Raw genomic sequence first — 19,919 nt, forward strand, 5'->3', positions numbered from 1 at the left:
GACGGGCCACACCGATACGTCGGGCTCGGAGCAGTACAACATGGCGCTGTCGCTGCGTCGTGCGAACGCTGTGAAGGACGCTCTGGTGCGTGAAGGCGTGCCGGCGACGGCCATCGCGGTGATCGGCCGTGGCGAGCAGGGCCTGCTGGTTCAGACCGGCCCGAACGTCCGCGAGCCGCAGAACCGCCGCGTCGAGATCGTTGTCCAGTAACCTGGATCGTATTGGAACATGAACGAGGCGGCCCTCACGGGCCGCCTTTTTCTTTGCCGGCGTCCAGGATTACTCGCATCGCCGCTCATTGCTCCCAGTTGAGCACCATCTCGACCACCACCGGGTTCACTTGGCGCATGGCGGCGTCGGTCGACAAAAATTCGACGTCGCCATTCACCTTTTCGAGTGCACCGGGCGGCGCGTCCGGCCCGTGATCAAAGCCGAGGGACAGCATGCAACCACCGATCGGGTGAGCCAGCTTGCCGTCATGCCAGCCGACGGCACGGCCGCCGAGGTCCCAGCCGAATCCGGTGATGCTGAACGGCTTGCCGTTCATGGCCTCGATCTCTTCCAGAGTGGCGCCGAGAGCGACCGGTTTGTCGGGTAGTCCGACAATGGCGATACGCCAGGTCGAGCCAGCACGGAAGAACACCGTGGCCGGCTGGGCGCGTGCCACAGCGTCGCGCCAGAGAATGTCGATGCGCTTGGCATCGTCACCGGCAAAAACCACGGTCCCCGGTTCGGTGTAGCCTTCGCCAATCGGGATGTCCGCACGAGTGACATTGGCAGCGCCGAAGGCGGCGGCGACGGTGTTCTCATCGGCATCACGGGCAAATGGCCCAGTGCAATCAAGTGCTGGCAGTGCTTGCGCCGCAACTGGCGTCACGGCAACGACACAGAGGAGGCTGGCAAGAAACGACAATCGGGACATATCTCTTTCCAAGCGCCATATTTGCGGCGGCCGCAGGGAGGTACAGCATGACCGACGAAATCGTCTTCTATCACAATCCGCGCTCGCGGGCGCAGATGGTGCACTGGATGCTCGAGGAAGCCGGCGCGCCCTATCGCATCGTGCCCATCGACTTCGAAAAAGGTGAGCACAAGACGCCGTCCTTCCTGGCGCTGAACCCGATGGGCAAGCTGCCGACCATCGTGCATCGCGACACGGTCGTGACCGAGACAGCGGCGATCATCGCCTATCTCGCGGATACGTTCCCTAAAGCTGGTCTGGCGCCGGCGTTGAGCGATCCGTCTCGCGGCACTTACTATCGCTGGCTGTTCTTCGGAGCCGGCTGCTTCGAACCGGCTCTGCTCGACGAGATGATGAAGCGGCCAGCGCCGCCGCAGAAGACGGCCGTCGGCTGGGGCAGCTATGGCGAGGTCGTGGCCGCTTTCAAGACGGCCCTGGCTAAAGGACCTTATCTGCTCGGCGACAAGTTCAGCGCTGCCGACGTATATGTCGGATCGCAGATTCGCTGGGCCATGATGTTCGGCGCGCCGGGGCTGAAGGGCGAGAAGGTCTTCGACGACTACGTCGCGCGGCTCAACGCCCGGCCCGCCTTGCAACGTGTGAGCGGCCAGTAGAGTTAAGCTGACGTCTTTTCGACGACGTCTCCGCGAGGCCGTTCGAGCATGCGGTGGGCGATCTCGGTCTCGCCCAGCACGACGAGATTGGCGCCCAGTCGATCGAGGTGCTCCACGGCGGCGTCGGTATGCGCCCGCGCCAGGATATCGATCGTCGGGTTGGCGAGGCGCGCCTGCTGGATTACCTGGCCGGCCTCGAAGGGTTCGGGAATCGTGACATAGAGACGTCGGGCGCCGGCAAGATTTGCTGCGGCGAGGACGGCCGGGTCAGCCGCGTTGCCGCGACTGATTTCGGCGCCGTCGTTGCGGGCCCTGGTCGACGCAGTTTCACCTGCCTCGATGACCAGCACCTTTGCGCCATCGCGGACGAGGCCGGCGCCGACCAGAGACCCGACCCGCCCATAACCGATGACGACGTCATGTCCGGAGAGGGTGGTCATGACCGGCGTGCTCTCGGCCTCGGCCTCGTCGGTGGCAGTCGGCGGTTCGGGCGAGGCCGAGGTGCCAGAGGCCCCCTTCTTGTCGCGCTCCCACTTCTCCAGCACGGCAAAGACGAGAGGGTTCAACATGATCGAGATGATGGCGCCCGCCAGCACGAGGTCGCGCGCTTCTTTAGGTACCATCTTCAGATCGATGCCGAGTCCGATCAGGATGAAGGAGAACTCGCCGATCTGCGCCAGGCTGGCAGACACGGTGAGTGCCGTCGACGTCGGATAGCGAAAGGCGCGCACGATCAGATAGGCGGCGGCCGATTTGCCGACGATGATGATCGCCACGGTCGCCAGCATGGCGAACGGCGCGTCGATGAACACGGCCGGATTGAGCAGCATGCCGACCGAGACAAAGAACAGGACGGCGAAGGCGTCGCGCAGCGGGATCGCCTCCTCGGCAGCCTGCTGGCTGAGGTCGCTTTCGCCCAGCACCATGCCGGCAAAGAAGGCACCCAGCGCGAAGGACACGCCGAACAGCTTGGCCGCGCCATAGGCGACGCCGAGCGCGATGGCATAGACGGCGAGCCGGAACAGCTCGCGCGATCCAGTGTGCGCCGTGTGGTGCATCAGCCAAGGAATGACCCTCCGCCCGACGATTAGCATCACGGCCACGAAGATCGAGACCTTTGCCAGAGTGACCAGCAGGGAGAAGAGGATGCGGGTCGCGGGCACGTCCTCGCCTGCGGTGACGACCGCGACCGCCGGCAGCAACACCAGCGCCAGCACCATGGCGAGGTCTTCGACAACGAGCCAGCCGACGGCGATGCGACCGCGGGTACTGTCGAGGATGTGACGGTCCTGCAACGCCCGGATCAGGACCACGGTGCTGGCCACCGACAAGGTCAACCCGAAGACGAAGCCCGCCTGCAGGCCCCAGCCGAGCGCCCAGGAGAGGCAGGCGCCCATCAGGGTGGCGACGGCAATCTGCCCGACGGCGCCAGGCACCGCGATACGCGCCACCGACAGCAGGTCCTTCAGCGAGAAATGCAGCCCGACACCGAACATCAGGAGGATGACGCCGATCTCGGCCAGCTCGGCTGCGAGTGCTGGATCGGCCGTGAAACCTGGCGTGTAGGGGCCGACCATGACGCCGGCCAGCAGGTAGCCGACCAGGGGCTGGATGCGCAGCCGTTGAGCGATGAGACCAAAGATGAAGGCGAGCATCAGACCCGCAGCGATCGTGGCGATAAGCGGCGTCTGGTGCTCTGGCATCCCGGTTTCTCTCCTCGATGGGTGGGCCTTATTCCGATGTGGCGCGATAAGACGAAAATTGCAATCAGTCTGAAGGGGCGAGCGAAACGCGCGCGGAACTGTGGGAGGAAAATCGAGATGACGACCCTGTTACGTCGTGCGCTGCTGGGCGGGGCAATGGCATTGCCGTGCCTGCCCGCGTGGTCCCAGAATTTTCCCAGCAAACCGATCCGGTGGATCGCGCCGTTCGCCGCCGGCGGCAATTACGACCTGACTTCACGACTGGTGGGCGAGGCGATGGGGCGTCGGCTTGGCCAGACCGTGATCGTCGACAATCGTCCTGGCGCGGGTGGCATCGTCGGCGCCGAGGCCGCGGCCAATGCCCCGGCGGACGGCTACACGGTGGTGATGGGCAGCTTCAGCGTGCTCTTCGTCGCGCCCTATCTCGCGGGCAAGCCGTCGATGGTGCCTCTGTTCACGCCGATTTCTCTGCTGAGCACGGTGCCCATGATCATCGTAGGCAAGCCCGGTGGCCGCTTCGCGAACATCCGTGCCGCACTCGCCGAGGCCAAAGCTAAGCCGGGCACGGTCAGCATCGGCCACGCCGGCAACGGCACGACCAATCACATCGCCATCCTGCGCCTCCAGGTGAATGAAGGCGTGCAGTTCAACATCATTCCCTACAAGGGGTCGGGACCGGGCCTCAACGACCTGATGGCCGGCCAGATCGACCTCTACATGGATCAGCTCACGACATCGCTGCCGCACATCAAGTCGGGCAAGCTGATCGGCATGCTGGCGATGAGCCCCGATCGCGTGCCGCAGCTCCCTGACATGCCGTCGCTGAAGGACATCGGCAGCAAGCCGTTCGACGGCGGCACGACGGCAGGCCTTCTGACCCGGGCCGAAACGCCGAAGCCGATCCTGGAGACGCTGAATGGCGCCGTCGTCGGTGCGCTCAAGGAAAAGGCCGTGGCCGACAAGCTTGCCGAACTCGGCGGTGTCCCCCGGCCGACGACGATGGCCGAGTTTGCCGCCTACATGAAGGACCAGGAAGCAAGCGTTAGCGAACTTGTGAAGTCGGGCCTGTTGAAGCCCGAATGAGCGGGTGCCATCGTCGATGGCATGAATCGCGTTCGTTCCTTCTTGTCCTTTGCGGTCGCGTTGCTGGTGCTGGCCGTGGGTGGTTGCACGCTCGACACGAAGCAGCCGAGTGGTTGGCAGGGCGGCGGCGGCTGGGACAACTTCCGCGCCTGACCGCAGCCTGATCGTTCAGCTGGCGGGCAACAGTTCTTTCATCACCGACCACAGCTCGGCCTTGCGCTCGAAGCCGATGCCTGGCGCGTCGGGCATCGTCACGCGGCCATCGACAACCGGACAATCGTCGGCAAAGCCGCCGAACGGCGCGAAAACCTGCGGATAGGATTCGTTGCCGCCACACTGCAGGCCGACCGCGATGTTGAGGGCGAACTGGTGGCCGCCATGCGGCACGCAGCGGCGCGGCGACCAGCCGTTGGCCTTCAGCATCTCGATCGTGCGCAGATACTCGACCAGGCCGTAGGAGAGGGCGGGATCGAACTGCAGGATATCGCGGTCGGGCCGCAGGCCGCCGTGGCGGATCAGGTTCCGCGCATCCTGCATCGAGAAGAGGTTTTCACCAGTGGCCAGCGGCGGCGCGTACTGCGTCGCGAGTGCGGCGTGTGCCAGGTAGTCGAGCGGATCGAGGGGCTCTTCGTACCAGCGCAGGCCCATGTCCTGGATGGCACGGCCGAATGCGATGGCGGTCGGCAGGTCAAACTTGCCGTTGACGTCGACCGCCAGCCTGTCGCCGCTGCCGACGAGCTTCAGCACCGCCTCGATACGCTTCAGGTCCTCGGCGAGCGGCACACCGCCCACCTTCATCTTCACGCAGGAATAGCCGAGGCCGAGATAGTGTTTCATCTCGTCCCTCAGCCCGTCGAGGTCCTTGCCAGGATAGTAGTAGCCACCGGCGGCATAGACCCAGGCCTTCTCATCGGCCTGACCGCCATTGTAGCGATCGGCCAGCAGCTTCCAGAGCGGCACGCGCTTGGCCTTGGCGACGGCATCCCACAGCGCCATGTCGAGCACGCCGACCGCGACCGAGCGTTCGCCGTGCCCGCCGGGCTTTTCGTTGGCCATCATCGCGGCCCAGCACTTGGTGGGATCGAGCAGGCCTTCGGCATCGACCAGTGAGTCGGGCTTGGCCTGGTTCAGCCGCGGGATGAAGCGTTCACCCAACAGCCCATGCTGGGCATAGCGGCCGTTGGAGTTGAAGCCGAAACCCACCACCGGCTTGCCGTCGACTTTCACGTCGGTGACCACCGCCACGACCGAGGCCGTCATCTGGCTGAAGTCGATATAGGCGTTGGCGATGTTGGAGCGGATGGGCGAGACGATGTCGTGGATGGCGACGATACGCATGATGGCTCCTCAGGCGTAGACGTTGCGGCGATTTTGCCGGAACAGCAGCCACCAGGCGACGACACCGTTCAGCAGGTTCCAGGCGATACCGTTGAGGAAGGCGGCGCGGTAGGAGCCGGTCATGTCGAACAGCACGCCGCCCATCCAGCCACCCAGGGCCATGCCGACCAGCGTTGACGATACCGCGAGACCTACCCGGAAGCCTGCTTCCTTGGGCGGAAAGTACTCGCGCACGATGATGGCGTAGGACGGCACGATGCCACCCTGGAACAGGCCGAACAGGGCGGAGGCGACGTAGAGCGAGTTGAGCGAATCGTCGATCAGGTAGAAGACCAGCGCCACGCATTGCAGGGTCGAGCCCAGCAACAGGGTCTTGATGCCGCCGACCCGGTCGGCGATCCAGCCCGAGGCGATGCGGCTGATGATGCCGAAGCCTAGCATCAGCGACAGCATCTCCGCGCCGCGCGCCACGCCGTAGCCCAGGTCGGCGCAGTAGGCGACGATATGGACCTGTGGCATCGACATGGCGACGCAACAGCCGATGCCGGCGACGATCAGCACCGCCTGCAAAGCGTTGGGCGAGAGGCCGAGCGAACGAGGCGAATGGGCGGCGACGCCGGCGCTGCCGTCGGCGGCATGCTGCAGAGGTGGCGGGCGACGCAGCACGAAGGCCAGCGGGACCATCACCAGCAGGCAGATCGCAGCAGCCATCCAATAGGCGGCGCGCCAGCCATGGTCTCGGATCAGGAATTCGATGATCGGCGGCCAGATCGTGCCGGCCAGATAGTTACCCGAGGCGGCGATGGCAACGGCCATGCCGCGGCGTTTCTCGAACCAGTGCGAGACGTCGGCGACCAGTGGCGCAAAGGTCGCTGCACCGCTGAAGCCGATGAGTATCTGCGCGGTGGCGAAGAGGGGGAGCGACGTGGCTGCAGGCGCCACGGCAAAGCCCACCGACAGGCCGATTGCGCTCAGCACGGCAGTGATGACGATGCCACGCTTGTCGACCAGCTTGCCCATGACGACACCGCCGACGAAGAAGCCGAGCGTGTTCAGCGTGTAGGCAAAGGAGATGTCGGCGCGCGATACGCCGAGATCCTGCTGCACCGAGGGCAGGGCGACGACCAGGCACCACATGCCGATGCCGCCGACCGTACTCAGCGTGACGCTGGCGACAAGACGCCACCAGGCGTAACTCGAATCTACTCCGGACATGGATCTACTGACGCTCCCGAAACCGATTAACCACCCAGCGCGCCCTGGGTGTTGACGTAGAGCGCGTAGAGCGAGTGGCTCGCGGCCATGAACAGACGGTTGCGATAGCGTCCGCCGAAGCAGAGGTTGGCGCAGCGTTCCGGCAGATCGATATGGCCGATCGGCTTGCCATTGGCATTGAAGACACGTACGCCGTCGAGTTCGGGCGAGCCCATGCCCCAGCCACACCACAGGTTGCCGTCGACATCGACGCGGAACCCGTCGGGCGAGCCGCCCGGGCCGGCATCGATCAGCACCGAGCCCTTGCCGAGCTTGGTCTCGTTGCCGTCGCCCAGCACGTCATAGGTCAGGATGGTGCGATGCGGTTCGGCGCGTGACGCCACGACATGGAGCTTCTTCTCGTCGGGCGAGAAGGCGAGGCCATTGGGGCCGGCAATGTCATCGGCCATCACGGTGAGCTTGCCGGTTGTGGGATCGAGACGATAGACGGCCGGCTTGTTCTCGCTCTCGGCCTTGTGGCCCTCGTAGTAACCCAGGATGCCGAACGTCGGATCGGTGAACCAGATGGAGCCGTCGGACTTCACGACGACGTCGTTCGGCGAGTTCAACGGCTTGCCGTTGTAGGAGTCGGCCAGCACCGTGATGGCGCCGTCATACTCGAAGCGTACGACGCGCCGGGCATCGTGCTCACAGGCGATCAGCCGGCCGCGGCGGTCGCGCGTGTGGCCGTTGGCGTTGTTCGACGGCTTGCGGAAGATCGAGACGGCACCCGTTTCCTCGTCCCAGCGCAGCACGCGGTTGTTGGGAATGTCGCTCCACAGGAGGTAGCGGCCGTCACCGAAATAGACCGGTCCCTCGGCCCAGCGGCAGCCGGTGTAGAGACGCTCGACCGACGCCAGCACCAGCCGATACTGGTTGAACGACGGATCGAGCACGCGCACCGCCGGATCGGGGTAGCGCTCGCTGGGCTGCCACATCTGGGTTTCCTCTTTTCCCTTTGAGGGGAAAGACTACAACCTCAGCGTCACAGCGAGGGACAAATTTTTCTGGCAGCGGCCCCTACGTCAGTCGTTCTCGATGCCGTAGGCCGTCTTTGCTTGCTCCGTGCTGACGAGACCCAGCTTCACGTCGCGCTTCACGGCCTCACGGTCGCGTTTCTTCGGATCGCCGAAGCCACCACCGCCCGGCATCTCGACGACCAGGCGTTCGCCCGCCGGAATGGTCTGGAAGCCCTTGGCCTTGAGTTCCTGGCCTGAAGCCAGGGAGAGACGGCCGTTGCCGCCCGATTGGCCGCCATCGCGGCCACGCGCCGGATGCTTCACGCGCTCGAACGTGGCGAAGATGCCGAAGGGTGCGCCCTCGCGATGCTCGACTTCCATCACCTGGCCGAGGCCGCCGCGCTGCTGACCCGCGCCGCCGGAATCCTGGCGGTACTCCTTCTTCCAGACGACCACCGGCGCGATGGTTTCGGTGATCTCGACCGGCACGTTGCGCACGCCGGACGGAAAGGGCGTTGCCGACAGTCCGTCGAGTGTGGGGCGCGCACCGGCGCCGCCGGAATGGAAGGTCGTCACCATGAAGGGGCGGCTGTTGCCGATCGTGCCGGTCATGCCGTGGCCGGCGCCGAGCTTCAGGTTCCAGAGATTGCTGGTGCCCTCGGCTGGCACCTGGCCTGGAATCACCTGATGCAGCGCATCGAAGCAGACGTCGGGCAGCATATGGCCAATCGTGCTGCGCGCGTTCACGGCGGCTGGGAACAGCGCGTTGACGATGGTGTTCTCCGGCGCCGTGACGAGGATCGAGTCGAGCGTGCCGGCATTGTTGGGAATGGTCGGCGCCACAACGCATTTGATGCCGAAGGCCGTGTACGCCTCCGTGTAGCACATGGGCGAGTTGATGCCGTAGATCGACGAGCCCGAGGTGCCGGCATAGTCGACCGAGATATGGTCGGCATGGATGGTGACGGCAGCGTGCAGGTCGATCGGCGCATCGTAGCCGTCGATCCGCATATGGCCCTTCCAGGTGCCGCGCGGCAGCCTGGCGATGGCCGCCACCATGCCGGCCCGACTCTTGTCGATGATGTGCGCGCCGAGTTCGTCGAGATCGGCGATGCCGTGCTCAGCCATCATGTGCGAAAGCCGTTGCTCGCCGATGACGTTGCAGCCGATCAGCGCGTGGATGTCGCCCTCGACCTGCACCGGCTCGCGCACGTTGGCGCGCACAATGCGCATCACGCTCTCGTCGATCCGGCCTTCGCGCATCAGCGGCAGCAGCGGCAGGAACAGGCCCTCGTGGAACACCTGCCGGCCGTCGGGCGACTGGCCGAGGCCGCCGATATCGACGACGTGCGTCGTGCAGGAGAAGAGGGCGACCAGCTTGCCGTTGTGGAAGGCCGGCGAGGTGACGACGATGTCGTAGAGATGGCCGGTGCCCTTCCACGGATCGTTGGTTACGTAGGCGTCCCCCGGCTTCATGGTCTCGACCGGGAATTCGCGGATGAAATGGATGACGCTGCGCGCCATCGAATTCACATGGCCTGGCGTGCCAGTGACGGCCTGGGCCAGCATGCGGCCTTCCAGGTCGAACACGCCGGCCGAGATGTCGCCGGCCTCGCGGGCGCTGGTCGAGAATGCGGTGCGTACTAGAGCACGCGCTTGCTCCTCGACGACGGAGAGGAGGCGGTTCCACATCACCTGCAGGCGGATATCCGTTGGAGTGCTCATGCGCGATCCTCCAGTACGATCTGGCTCACGGCGTTGAGGCGGGCCGTGAAGCCCTTGGGCACAACGGTCGTCGTGCCATCCTCGACAATCAGTGCCGGCCCGTCGAGCGTCATGCCGGGCTTCAGCGCGTGCCGCTCATGGATCGCGGCCTGCTCGCGCACACCACTGGCCGGATCCAGCACCTCGCGATGGCCCGATGGCGTCGGCGCGGCAAGGACGGCGATTGCCTTCGCCGGCGCCGGCAACGGCCGGTCGGTGGCGAGCGACAAGGTCCAGGTCAGCGCTTCGACCTCGAGCTTTGGAATGGCACGGCCGAACACGGTTTCGTAGGTCGCCTCGAAGCGTCGACGCAGGTCGCGCACTGCGTCGGCGCCGAAGGCTTCGTTGGGAAGCGGTACGGCGATCTCGTGTCCCTGTCCGCGATAGCGCATGAACGCCTGCCGATGCTCGACCAGCTTTTCACCCGGCGCCGCAGGCTGCACCACGGCTTCGGCCTCCAGGCGCATGGCGGCGAAGAGCTCGTTCAGCATCTTGGCGTCGAACATGTCCAGGCGCACATGGCGCGTGCGCACCACCTCATAGGCGATCGGCGCGCGCAGGAAGCCGAAAGCCGAGCCGACACCGGCACCGACTGGCACGATCACTCGCTTCATGCCGAGCTTGCGGGCCAGCCGCGCGGCGTGCAGCGGCGCGGCGCCACCGAAGGCGATCAGGTCGCGATCAGCAGTGTCCTTGCCGTTTTCGACGGCGTGCACGCGAGCAGCGCTCGCCATCGTCTCGTCGACGATTTCCGCGACGCCGGCCGCCGCGCCCTGCGCATCGGTCTTGAGCGGGCCGGCCAGCGACTGCAACGCCGCCTCGGCCTTGTCGCGATGCAGGGGAATGGCGCCGCCCGCGAAGCGCTTGGGATCGAGACGACCGAGCGCAGTATCGGCATCGGTAACGGTGGGCTCGGTCCCGCCGCGGCCGTAGCTCGCCGGGCCGGGCACACTGCCGGCGGAGTCGGGGCCGACCTGGAGGCGTCCAAGTGCATCCAAGCGCGCGATCGAGCCGCCACCGGCGCCAATCTCGACCAACTCGATGACGGGGATACGCACCGGCAGGCCGGAGCCTTGAATGAAGCGGTAGGCGCGCGCGACCTCGAACTGGCGCGAGCGCTGCAGTTCGAGGTCGTCGAGCAGGGTGAGCTTGGCGGTCGTGCCGCCCATGTCGAAGGCAACCGCTTTGCGGGCATCATTCTCGGCCGCGACGGTACGCGCCAGGATGGCGCCGCCGGCAGGGCCGGACTCGACGAGCCGCACCGGATAGCGCCGCGCCGTCTCGACGGTGGTGATGCCGCCCGAGGACATCATGAGCAGCAGCGGTCCGGCGATGCCCTCGCGCTTCAGGTCGGTTTCGAGCTGGCCGAGATAGCCTGCCATGCGCGGCAGCACATAGGCATTGGCGATCGTGGTCGATGTGCGTTCGTATTCGCGGATCTCGGGACAGACTTCGCAGGACAGTGAGATCGCGACGCCCGGCAACTCTTCGGCCAGGATTGCGCCGGTGCGGCGCTCGTGCGCTTCGTTAGTGAAGCTGTGCAGGAAGCAGACGGCGACAGCTTCGACCTTCTCCTTCCGGAGTTCGGCGGCAACGGCGCGTACGGCCTTCTCGTCGAGGGCGAGCAAGACGGCGCCATCGGCAGCGACGCGTTCGGGCACACCGAAGCGCAGGTCGCGCGAGACCAGCGGCTCGGGCCGCTCCATGTAGATGTCGTACTGCTCAAAACGATGTTCCCAGGCCATCTCGAGCGAATCGCGAAAGCCCGCCGTCGTCACGAGTGCCGTACGTGCACCTTTGCGCTCGATCAGCGCATTGGTGGCGAGCGTCGTGCCATGCACGACCAGGGTGACATCGCCCGGCCGGCATTTCGCTTCCGCGAGGATGGCGCGCACGCCCTCCAGCACGGCACGTTCCGGCGCGTCGGGCGTGGTCAGGATCTTGGTGGCATGGGCTGCTGTGCCGGTTTCCAGCACGACATCGGTGAAAGTGCCGCCGATATCGACGGCCAAACGCGCGGACATTATTCGTCGAGCTTGATGTTGCCCTTGCGCACCACGTCGCCCCATGTGACGGAGTCGCGCTTCAGGAAGGCCACGTAATCGGCCGGGGAGAGTACGGCTGGGGTAAGGCCGTTCTCGTCGTACTTCTTCTTCACGTCGGGCTCGGCCAGCACCTTGGCGATGGCGGCATTGAGCCGGTCGACGATCGGCTTGGGCGTGCCGGGAGGCGCTGCGAGGCCGTACCAGTTTTCAGCCTGATAGCCCTTCACCGCTTCGGCCATGGCCGGCGTGTCGGGCAACACGGGCCAGCGCTCGGGCGAGGTGACGGCCATGGCGCGTGCCTTGCCGCTGCGGATCAGGCCCAGGGTTGCAGGATCGCCGAAATAAGCATCGACGATGCCGGCCGCGAGATCGTTCAGTGCGGGCCCCGTGCCGCGATAAGGCACATGCACCATCTTGAGCCCGGACATCTGCGTGAAGAGTTCACCCGCGAGGTGCTGGCTGGTGCCGATGCCGCCGGAGGCCCAGCGCAGCTCCTGGCGTTTCGCCAGCTCCATGAACTCCGGAAGCGTCTTCGCCGGCAGCTCGTTGCGCACCGCCACGATGAAGGGCATGCGCACCAGCCGCGTGATTTGCGTCAGCGCCTGCGGATCGTAAGGCATCTTCGCCCGCAGATGCGGGCCTGCGGTGAGCGTGCCGGCACCTGTGAGCGAGAGCGTGTAGCCGTCGGGCGGGCTGTGCGACATCGCCTCGACGCCGATGATGCCGCCGGCGCCACCCTTGTTCTCGATCACGATGGTCTGGCCGAGTTCCTTGGACAGCGGCTCCATCATGAGCCGTGCCGTCAGATCGACGCCGCCACCGGGCGGGAAGGGGACGATGATCTTGATCGGGCGTTCGGGATACTTGCCCTGTGCAACAGCGCTGCGCGCAACGAACGGTGCCGCGAATGCCGCGGCCAGCACCTGTCGACGAGAACTACGCATAGCGATCCCTTCCTGCGCCCCGTCACGAGCTTGACAGGCAGGCATTGTTACTTCAACACTTTACCAGATGGTTAACTATATATCGGAAGGCCAAACCCCATGGCGAAAGCATATGCAGGTGGCTGCCATTGCGGCGCCGTACGCTTCGAGTGTGACCTCGATCCTGCTGCCGAGACCAGCCGCTGCAGCTGTTCAATCTGCGCCAAGGGTCGATTCTGGAAAACAATTGCAAAGAAGGATGCTTTTCGCCTCGTGAAGGGCGCTGACATGGTGACGGAGTACGGCTTCGGTAGCGGCATCATCCGTCACTGTTTCTGCCGGCGATGCGGCATTAAGCCCTTCGGCCGCGGCAACATGGAAGTGCTGGGAGGCGTCTTCTATGCCGTCAACGTAGCTTGCCTAGACGGTGACGCACCGCTGCAGTTCGCGGCGCGCGAGATCGTCTTCCAGGACGGCGCGAACAACGACTGGTCGCAGTCACCCGCGGAGACGCGCCACCTCTGAGCTAGAGCGCCACCTTCTTGAACACTTCGACGAAGCGGTCGACATCCTGCTCGTCGTTGTAGACGTGCGGGCTGATCCTGAGACGGCCGAGCCGTGGCGCGGCGTAGACATTCTCGGCCGCGAGCTTTTGCGGCAGATCCGGCGCCATGCCTTTGGGGAACTGCAGGCTGAGCACATGCGGTGCCCGCAGCTTCTTGTCGATCACATGCACGCCCGTGTTGGCGAGCCCGTCGGCCAGCCGGTCGGTGAGCATGGAAAGCCGCGCCGTGATCGGCTCGTTACCCCAGCCCGCCATCATTTCCATACCGAGGGCCGCCATCTCCATGGAAATGAAATGGTCGCGCTCGCCCATGTCGTAGCGCCGTGCACCGTCGGCATAGGCAAGGTCGCGGAAGTAGATCGTGTCTTCGGCGGCGACCGCCTTGCGCGCCGGCGCGGTCTGTTCCAGCGGCACGCCGTTCTGATGTCGTTTGGCGACGTACATGAAGGCGCGGCCATAAGGCCCCAACACCCACTTGTAGGTCGGGAAGATCAGGAAGTCGGGATCGAGCGCCTTTACGTCGATGCGGCGGATGCCGACATCGTGCGTTGCGTCGACCAGCAACGCAGAACCCTTGGCCTTCGCGGCCTTGGCAACGCGCGGCATGTCGAGGGCGCCACCATCCGACCAATGCACCGAGGAGATCGAGACTAAGCCGAGCGGCGCGGCGTCCTTGCGCTCGATCGCTTCGAGTACAGCCGAGGTCCAGTCGCCGTCGGCTGGTTGCTGCACGGTCTCCACGGTGAAACCGGCGGCTTCCGCCCGGCTCATCCATTCCAAGACAGGTGACGTGTGGTCGTCCTGCAGCACCAGCACGCGGCTGCCGCGCGGGACCGACATCACCTTGCCCGCGGTCGAGACGCCGTACCCGACGGAAGGGATGAGTGCGACATCGACGGGATCGGCGCCGATCAGAGCTGCGGCCGCTTTGCGCGCCCGCTCGTACTGCTGGCTCTGGAAGGTGCCCGCGAGTTTCCAGGGCTGTCCCTTGCGTCCAACGGCGGCGCGTCCCGCATCCTGCACGGCGATGGGCAGCGGACTCCACGAGGCGGCATTGAAGAAACAAACGTCGCGCGGGATGTCGAACAGGGTGCGTTGGCAGGGAAGCATGGACCAAGTCTCCGATGGTTCGCAGAAGGTGAGACTAGCGCGGCTTTCTCATTACCTTCCATGTAATTGAGAGCACGGCTTGCGGCGCGCATCTTTGCCTCATGAGACCCAAGGAGGGTTCAGATGAGCGTCCAGTCCCGCAACAGCTTCGTCCATCAGCCACACAGTCTCGCCACGCCGGCCACACCGCGGTCGACCCTGACCATGCGCATGGTAACGATGTTCGCACTATGGCGCGGACGGATCGAGGCACGGCGCTACTTGGCCGAACTCGATGCACGTAGCTTGCGCGATGCCGGCATCTCGCCCGCAGCGGCAGCCTATGAATGCGGCAAGCCGTTCTGGCAGAAGATGGGAACACTTCGCTAACCATTCTCGCCGTTCGCCACAATCTCGCCACACGACCGCTGCTTTTTCGGGAACTACCCCCGTCCTGAGACGTTGATCACCTGCGCTTAAGGCGCGGCTGCTCACTCGGGACGGCCCCCGAACCCGGCGTGCAGTGGTCAAAGGCCCTTCGCGCCCCAAAAGACAATCCGGCGCAGAGGGGTTTTGATGGCACCTGATTTCGACCGTATGACTGCATTGTTCCTCGATCTCGACGGCACGCTCCTTGAGATTGCGGCGACGCCTGAGACGGTCGTGGTGCCTCCCGCGCTTCCGGTCCTGCTGGACCATCTTCGTGCCTTGCTGGGCGGCGCGCTGGCGATCGTCAGCGGCCGGTCGATCGTCACCATCGATCAACTCCTGAAGCCATTCAAAAGTGCGGCCGCCGGCGAGCACGGCGTTGGATTACGTTTCGATGACGGAACCACCGAGGAGATGCCGGCTGGTCTTGCTGTGCCGGAAGCCTGGCGCGATTCGCTTCGAACGTTGGCGGAGCGGTGGCCGGGTATCCTCATTGAACCCAAGCAGCATGGATGTGCAGTCCATTACCGCCTCGCGCCAGAACGCCACGACGATGTGTGGAAGGCCGTGCGCGCCCTCGTGCCGGACGATCATCCTTTGTTCAGGCTCATCCCGGCGCGCGAGGCTGTCGAAATCGGTCCGCGTGCGACCTCGAAAGGTTTTGCGGTCGAGCGCCTCATGGCAGGCAGTCCGTTCCGTGGCCGTCGTCCGATCTTCGTCGGCGACGACTTCACCGATGAAGCCGGCATGAGCGCGGCCCGCCGCTTCGGTGGCGAAGGCTTGCGAGTCGCGGAGATGTTCAAGGGCGATCCGGCTTTGGTGCGTGGCTGGCTCGCCAATAATGCTGAGCGCCTGGGCGGTCGTCCTCTGCCTCAGCGGATGTCAGCTGGAGCTTCGGCATGAGCAGTCTCGATCTTGGTGTCATCGGCAACTGCTCCATTGCGAGCCTGATCGACCGCAACGGCCGCCATGTCTGGCACGGGCTGGGTCGGCTCGACGGCGATCCGGTGTTCAACGCCTTGTTGGGCGGCAACGATCCGCAGACCGGTTTCATGGACGCCGTTGTCGAAGGTGCCAAGGAAAGCCGTCAGCGTTATGTGCCCAACACAGCGATCCTGGAGACCACCATCGACGGGGCTGGTGGTTCGATGCGCATTCTGGACTTCGCGCCGCGCTTCCGTCGCTTTGGCCGCATGTTCCGGCCGCCGATGCTGATCCGGCGTCTCGAGCCGGTGGCCGGGCGGCCGCGCGTGACGTTGCGTCTGCGGCCGAGCTTCGACTATGGCGCACAGAAAGCGCAAGTCACGGTCGGCAGCAATCATATCCGCTTCTATGGCGATACGGCGGTGCAACGCCTCACGACCGATGCATCACTGAGCTACATCCTGCACGAGACGGAATTCTCCCTCGATCGGCCGATGACCCTGATTGTCGGCGCCGACGAGAGTATCACCGACAATGTCGACGCGCTGTCGCGCTCGTTCCTCAGCGAGACCGAGGTCTACTGGCAGACCTGGGTACGTGACCTCAACATCCCGTTCGACTGGCAGGTCGCGGTGATCCGCGCGGCAATCACCTTGAAGCTCTGCAGCTACGAGGATACCGGCGCGGTGCTGGCGGCGCTCACCACCTCCGTGCCCGAGGCGGCCGGCACGGTGCGTAACTGGGATTATCGCTTCACCTGGTTGCGCGACGCTTTCTTCACCGTGACGGCCCTCAACCGGCTTTCGGCTACGCGCACCATGGAAAGCTACGTGCGCTTCATCGTCGACGTCGTCGAGGCCGGCAGCACGCGCGGCGAGGTGCACAACGTTGCGCCGCTGTTCCCGATCGCACCCGGCACGGACACCACGGAGCGGCTGGTCAAGACGTTGCCGGGCTACCGAAACTACGGGCCGGTGCGCATCGGCAATGCCGCGGTGGGTCAGAAGCAGAACGATGTCTACGGCTCGATGGTGTTGACGGCGGCGCAGATGTTCTGGGACGAGCGCCTACCGCGTCAGGGCGATGTCGAGCTCTATCGTCAGCTCTGCGCCGTCGGCAACGAAGCCCATCGTGCCGCGCTGACGCCTGACGCGGGCCTCTGGGAATATCGCGAACGCGAGGAGGTGCACACCTTCTCGGCGGCCATGTGCTGGGCCGCCCAGCACCGTCTCGGCCTGATCGCCCGCCGCGTCGGGCTCGACGGGGAGTCGCGCGAATGGCTCGCCAAGGCGGGTGTGCTGCGCCAGGAGATCCTGCAGCGCGCCACGACACAGGAAGGCTGGTTGTCGGGCGTGCTCGACCGCGACATGGCCGATGCTTCGAGCCTGGTGTTTCCCGAGATCGGTCTGGTGCGTTCCGACGATCCCCGCTTCCACGCCACGCTCGACATGGTGAGCCGCAAGCTGATGCGAAACGGCTTTTTGATGCGCTACGTCGAGGCCGACGACTTCGGTCAACCGTCCAACGCCTTCCTGCTCTGTACCTTCTGGTACATCGACGCGCTGGCGAGCGTTGGCCGACGCGAGGAGGCACTCGAACTGTTCAACAACCTTTTGGCCCGGCGTAACCACGTCGGGCTTCTGTCGGAGGATGTCGATCCGCGGACCGGCGAGCTGTGGGGCAACTTCCCGCAGACTTACTCGCAGGTCGGGCTGATCCTGTCGGCAATGCGGCTCTCGAGGAGCTGGGAGGAGGGGCTATGGCACGCCTCGTAATCGTCTCCAATCGCGTTCCCATTCCCAAGGCACGGGGCGCTACGGCGGGCGGCCTCGCGGTCGCCCTGCGCGATCTGCTGACGCCCGGCACCATGTGGTTCGGCTGGAGCGGGCGGCTTTCGGCCGATCCATCGCTGCAGCCGGCGATCGTCGAGGCGCGCGGTGTGACCTATGCCACCGTCGACCTCACGGCCGAGGCGCATCGCGGCTTCTACGTTGGCTTCGCCAATGGTGCGCTGTGGCCCTTGCTGCATTTCAGGCTGGGCCTGATGCATTTCCGTCGCGAGGATTATGAGGGCTATCTCGCTGTCAATCGCGCCTTCGCGACTTCATTGGCGTCGGTCCTGCAGCCCGACGACACGGTGTGGGCGCACGACTATCACCTGATCCCCTTTGCCCGCCTGTTGCGCGAGCAGGGCTTCAACGGCCGGCTGGGCTTCTTCCTGCATGTGCCGTTCGCACCACCGTCGATGCTGGAGGCGATGCCGGTGGCGCGCGAGCTGGTGGCGGATCTCTGCGCCTACGATCTCGTGGGCTTCCAGACCGAGGAACATGCGCGCGACTTCCGAGACTGCGCGCAACGCATGCTGGGGGCAGCGGTCGAGGGTGAATGGATCCGGCTGAACGGCCGGCGGCTGCGCGTCTTCGCCGATCCTATTGGCATCGACGCCCAGTCGTTCGCCCAGGAGGCAGAACGATCTGCTGGCGACAAGCTCGTGCAGCGCGTGTTCGGCAGCTTGTCCGGGCGCGCGCTCGCCATCGGCGTCGATCGCATGGACTATTCCAAGGGGTTGCCGCATCGCTTCGAGGCGTTCGGACGGCTGCTTGAAAAGCACCCCGAGCACAAACGCAAGATCCACTTTCTGCAAATTTGCCCGCGCTCGCGCGAAGAGGTTGACGAATATCGCAAGCTGCGCGTCGAACTCGACCGGCTGGCCGGGCGGATCAACGGCCGGCATTCGGACTTCGACTGGACGCCGTTGCGTTATTCCACGCGCACCGCGCCGCGTGCGACCCTGGCGGGCCTATATCGCATCGGTCGCATTGGCGTCGTGACGCCGTTGCGCGACGGCATGAACCTGGTGGCCAAGGAGTTTGTGGCGGCCCAATCTGATGAAGATCCGGGCGTGCTGGTGCTGTCGCAGTTCGCCGGCGCCGCGCAGGAGCTCACGGAGGCGTTGATCGTGAACCCGTTCGATCCCGATGCCATCGCTGACGCCATGAACATGGCGCTCATCATGCCACTGTCCGAGCGCAAGGAGCGCCATGTCGCGTTGAAGGAAAAGGTGATGCGCACGACGGCGGAGGCTTATTGCCGGCGCTTCATCGATGCTCTCGAGGCACGGCCGGTCGCACGAACGGCAGCGGTTGCTGCAGCCTAGGCGTCGATGTCGAAAGCTCGCGGATAGACGACCCGTCCGTCTGCGCCGGACAGGGCGCCGGGCACCAACTCCAGCGCCATGAAGGCGTCACCCGAATAAGGCGCGGCAAGCGGCTTGGTGACCGCCGCGGAAAAGCCGAAGCGTGGATAGTAGTCGGGATGGCCGAGCACGATCACCGCCCACCATTCGCGCTGACGAGCGAGGGCAAGCCCATGATGGATCAGCTCGCTGCCGATGCCGCGCCGTTGCCGACCGGGAAGAACGGCCATCGGTGCGAGAGCGAGGGAAGGGATCATCTCCGCGCCGATCGTGACCTTGAGCGCGCTGAACAGGATGTGTCCGACAATCTCGTCCGCTTCGACGGCGACGAGTTCGATGGTCGCCAGCCTTGCCTTGCGCAGGTCCTCGACGATCTTCGCTTCGATGGGGCCGCCGAAGGCCGTGTCGTTCAGGCGGCGGATTGCTTCGTCGTCGGCTGGTTTGCGTTCGCGGATCACCACATCGTGGCCGCAGCCCGGCCCGGCCATTCGCGGTCGTACTTCTCGCCGCCGACCCTGTCCTGGCTGAGTGCCGCCAGAATCTGGCCGGCGCTGGGCAGCGACTTGGGATCGACATGACGCTCGGGGTTCCAGAGTTCAGAGCGCACCAATGCGCGGGCGCACTGGAAGTAGACGGCTTCGACCTCGATCACGGTGACCGAGCGCGGCGCTTTCTCATCGACGGCGAAGGATTCGAGCAGCCCGGGCTCGACACTGAGATGGGCGCGGCCGTTCACGCGCAGTGTGTTGCCGATCCCCGGGATCATGAACAGCAGCGCCACCCTGGGATCGCGCACGATGTTGCGCAGCGAGTCGATCCGGTTGTTGCCGCGCCGGTCGGGCAGCATCAGCGTCTTCTCGTCGTGCACGCGGACGAAGCCGGGCTTGTCGCCGCGCGGCGAGCAGTCGAGCCCCTCGGCGCCGGAGGTCGCCAGTGCAGCATACGGCGAGGCTTCGATATAGGCGCGGTAATGCGGTGTGATCCAATTCACTTCCTTGACGGTCGCGGCTTCGGCTGGCTTGCCGTAGATCGCTTCGAGTTGGGCTTCTGTCTTCAGAATGTCGGACATGG

20 protein-coding genes are annotated in these 19,919 nt (G+C 65.2%); 9 read left to right on the forward strand and 11 right to left on the reverse strand.

Annotated features, from left to right (window positions below; translation table 11 throughout):
• A partial coding sequence (locus EPO50_RS07860; RefSeq protein ID WP_296342704.1) for an OmpA family protein occupies nucleotides 1-211 on the forward strand: 211 nt, incomplete at its 5' end.
• 85 nt (nucleotides 212-296) lie between these two features.
• On the opposite strand, the gene EPO50_RS07865 is transcribed toward EPO50_RS07860, so the two are convergent.
• On the reverse strand, nucleotides 297-923 hold the full coding sequence (locus tag EPO50_RS07865) for a hypothetical protein (RefSeq protein WP_296342705.1): 627 nt from the start codon (nucleotides 921-923) through the stop codon (nucleotides 297-299).
• A gap of 47 nt (nucleotides 924-970) precedes the next feature.
• On the opposite strand from EPO50_RS07865, the gene EPO50_RS07870 reads away from it, so the two are divergent.
• A complete protein-coding gene (locus EPO50_RS07870) occupies nucleotides 971-1,576 on the forward strand; it encodes a glutathione S-transferase family protein (protein ID WP_296342707.1) in 606 nt (201 codons plus the stop codon).
• Between the two features lie 2 nt (nucleotides 1,577-1,578).
• On the opposite strand, the gene ybaL is transcribed toward EPO50_RS07870, so the two are convergent.
• Entirely contained in the window at nucleotides 1,579-3,279 is a 1,701-nt protein-coding gene (gene ybaL / locus EPO50_RS07875) for a YbaL family putative K(+) efflux transporter (RefSeq protein WP_296342709.1), read from the reverse strand.
• A gap of 117 nt (nucleotides 3,280-3,396) precedes the next feature.
• On the opposite strand from ybaL, the gene EPO50_RS07880 reads away from it, so the two are divergent.
• Both EPO50_RS07880 and EPO50_RS07885 read left to right on the forward strand, forming a co-directional pair.
• Nucleotides 3,397-4,362, forward strand: coding sequence for a tripartite tricarboxylate transporter substrate binding protein (locus EPO50_RS07880; protein WP_296342711.1), 966 nt, complete (start codon nucleotides 3,397-3,399; stop codon nucleotides 4,360-4,362).
• 21 nt (nucleotides 4,363-4,383) lie between these two features.
• The gene (locus EPO50_RS07885) at nucleotides 4,384-4,515 is read left to right on the forward strand and encodes a hypothetical protein (RefSeq protein ID WP_296342713.1); all 132 of its coding nucleotides are present in this window, start codon (nucleotides 4,384-4,386) and stop codon (nucleotides 4,513-4,515) included.
• A 15-nt stretch (nucleotides 4,516-4,530) separates the two neighbouring features.
• Here the strand turns inward: EPO50_RS07885 and EPO50_RS07890 are convergent, their stop codons facing one another.
• The 6 genes from EPO50_RS07890 to EPO50_RS07915 all read right to left on the reverse strand — a co-directional run bounded on the left by EPO50_RS07890 (nucleotide 4,531) and on the right by EPO50_RS07915 (nucleotide 12,666).
• A complete protein-coding gene (locus tag EPO50_RS07890; RefSeq protein ID WP_296342715.1) occupies nucleotides 4,531-5,700 on the reverse strand; it encodes a mandelate racemase/muconate lactonizing enzyme family protein in 1,170 nt (389 codons plus the stop codon).
• 9 nt (nucleotides 5,701-5,709) lie between these two features.
• Nucleotides 5,710-6,915 carry an MFS transporter gene (locus EPO50_RS07895; protein ID WP_296342717.1) on the reverse strand — a complete coding sequence of 402 codons (1,206 nt, stop codon included), beginning with the start codon at nucleotides 6,913-6,915 and terminating at the stop codon, nucleotides 5,710-5,712.
• 26 nt (nucleotides 6,916-6,941) lie between these two features.
• Nucleotides 6,942-7,892, reverse strand: a complete 951-nt coding sequence (locus EPO50_RS07900) for an SMP-30/gluconolactonase/LRE family protein (RefSeq protein WP_296342719.1) — start codon at nucleotides 7,890-7,892, stop codon at nucleotides 6,942-6,944.
• 87 nt (nucleotides 7,893-7,979) lie between these two features.
• Nucleotides 7,980-9,638, reverse strand: a complete 1,659-nt coding sequence (locus EPO50_RS07905) for a hydantoinase B/oxoprolinase family protein (RefSeq protein WP_296342721.1) — start codon at nucleotides 9,636-9,638, stop codon at nucleotides 7,980-7,982.
• Nucleotides 9,635-11,701, reverse strand: coding sequence for a hydantoinase/oxoprolinase family protein (locus tag EPO50_RS07910; protein WP_296342723.1), 2,067 nt, complete (start codon nucleotides 11,699-11,701; stop codon nucleotides 9,635-9,637). The genes EPO50_RS07905 and EPO50_RS07910 overlap by 4 nt, the downstream gene beginning before the upstream one ends.
• Nucleotides 11,701-12,666: a tripartite tricarboxylate transporter substrate binding protein gene (locus tag EPO50_RS07915; protein ID WP_296342725.1), complete on the reverse strand. Its 966-nt coding sequence runs from the start codon at nucleotides 12,664-12,666 to the stop codon at nucleotides 11,701-11,703. Before EPO50_RS07915 ends, EPO50_RS07910 begins: the two co-directional genes overlap by 1 nt.
• Before the next feature lie 99 nt (nucleotides 12,667-12,765).
• Here EPO50_RS07915 and EPO50_RS07920 point away from each other — a divergent pair, with 99 nt between their 5' ends.
• Nucleotides 12,766-13,170: a GFA family protein gene (locus tag EPO50_RS07920; protein ID WP_296342726.1), complete on the forward strand. Its 405-nt coding sequence runs from the start codon at nucleotides 12,766-12,768 to the stop codon at nucleotides 13,168-13,170.
• 1 nt (nucleotide 13,171) lies between these two features.
• On the opposite strand, the gene EPO50_RS07925 is transcribed toward EPO50_RS07920, so the two are convergent.
• Complete coding sequence (locus tag EPO50_RS07925) at nucleotides 13,172-14,320, reverse strand: aminotransferase class V-fold PLP-dependent enzyme (protein ID WP_296342729.1); 1,149 nt, start codon at nucleotides 14,318-14,320, stop codon at nucleotides 13,172-13,174.
• A gap of 123 nt (nucleotides 14,321-14,443) precedes the next feature.
• On the opposite strand from EPO50_RS07925, the gene EPO50_RS07930 reads away from it, so the two are divergent.
• From EPO50_RS07930 to EPO50_RS07945, 4 genes are all read left to right on the forward strand, one after another.
• Nucleotides 14,444-14,689, forward strand: a complete 246-nt coding sequence (locus EPO50_RS07930) for a DUF1127 domain-containing protein (RefSeq protein WP_296342731.1) — start codon at nucleotides 14,444-14,446, stop codon at nucleotides 14,687-14,689.
• 207 nt (nucleotides 14,690-14,896) lie between these two features.
• Nucleotides 14,897-15,631 carry a trehalose-phosphatase gene (otsB, locus tag EPO50_RS07935; protein ID WP_296342733.1) on the forward strand — a complete coding sequence of 245 codons (735 nt, stop codon included), beginning with the start codon at nucleotides 14,897-14,899 and terminating at the stop codon, nucleotides 15,629-15,631.
• Nucleotides 15,628-17,427, forward strand: coding sequence for a glycoside hydrolase family 15 protein (locus EPO50_RS07940; RefSeq protein WP_296342735.1), 1,800 nt, complete (start codon nucleotides 15,628-15,630; stop codon nucleotides 17,425-17,427). The genes otsB and EPO50_RS07940 overlap by 4 nt, the downstream gene beginning before the upstream one ends.
• Complete coding sequence (locus tag EPO50_RS07945) at nucleotides 17,412-18,809, forward strand: trehalose-6-phosphate synthase (protein WP_296342737.1); 1,398 nt, start codon at nucleotides 17,412-17,414, stop codon at nucleotides 18,807-18,809. Before EPO50_RS07940 ends, EPO50_RS07945 begins: the two co-directional genes overlap by 16 nt.
• Here the strand turns inward: EPO50_RS07945 and EPO50_RS07950 are convergent.
• Together EPO50_RS07950 and EPO50_RS07955 are read right to left on the reverse strand one after the other, a co-directional pair.
• Nucleotides 18,806-19,336: a GNAT family N-acetyltransferase gene (locus tag EPO50_RS07950; RefSeq protein ID WP_296342738.1), complete on the reverse strand. Its 531-nt coding sequence runs from the start codon at nucleotides 19,334-19,336 to the stop codon at nucleotides 18,806-18,808. The genes EPO50_RS07945 and EPO50_RS07950 overlap by 4 nt on opposite strands.
• Entirely contained in the window at nucleotides 19,303-19,917 is a 615-nt protein-coding gene (locus EPO50_RS07955; RefSeq protein WP_296342740.1) for a pyridoxamine 5'-phosphate oxidase family protein, read from the reverse strand. The genes EPO50_RS07950 and EPO50_RS07955 overlap by 34 nt, the downstream gene beginning before the upstream one ends.
• Between the last annotated feature and the right edge of the window lie 2 nt (nucleotides 19,918-19,919).

The sequence above is a fragment of the Reyranella sp. genome (assembly GCF_004297405.1).
Lineage (GTDB): Bacteria > Pseudomonadota > Alphaproteobacteria > Reyranellales > Reyranellaceae > Reyranella.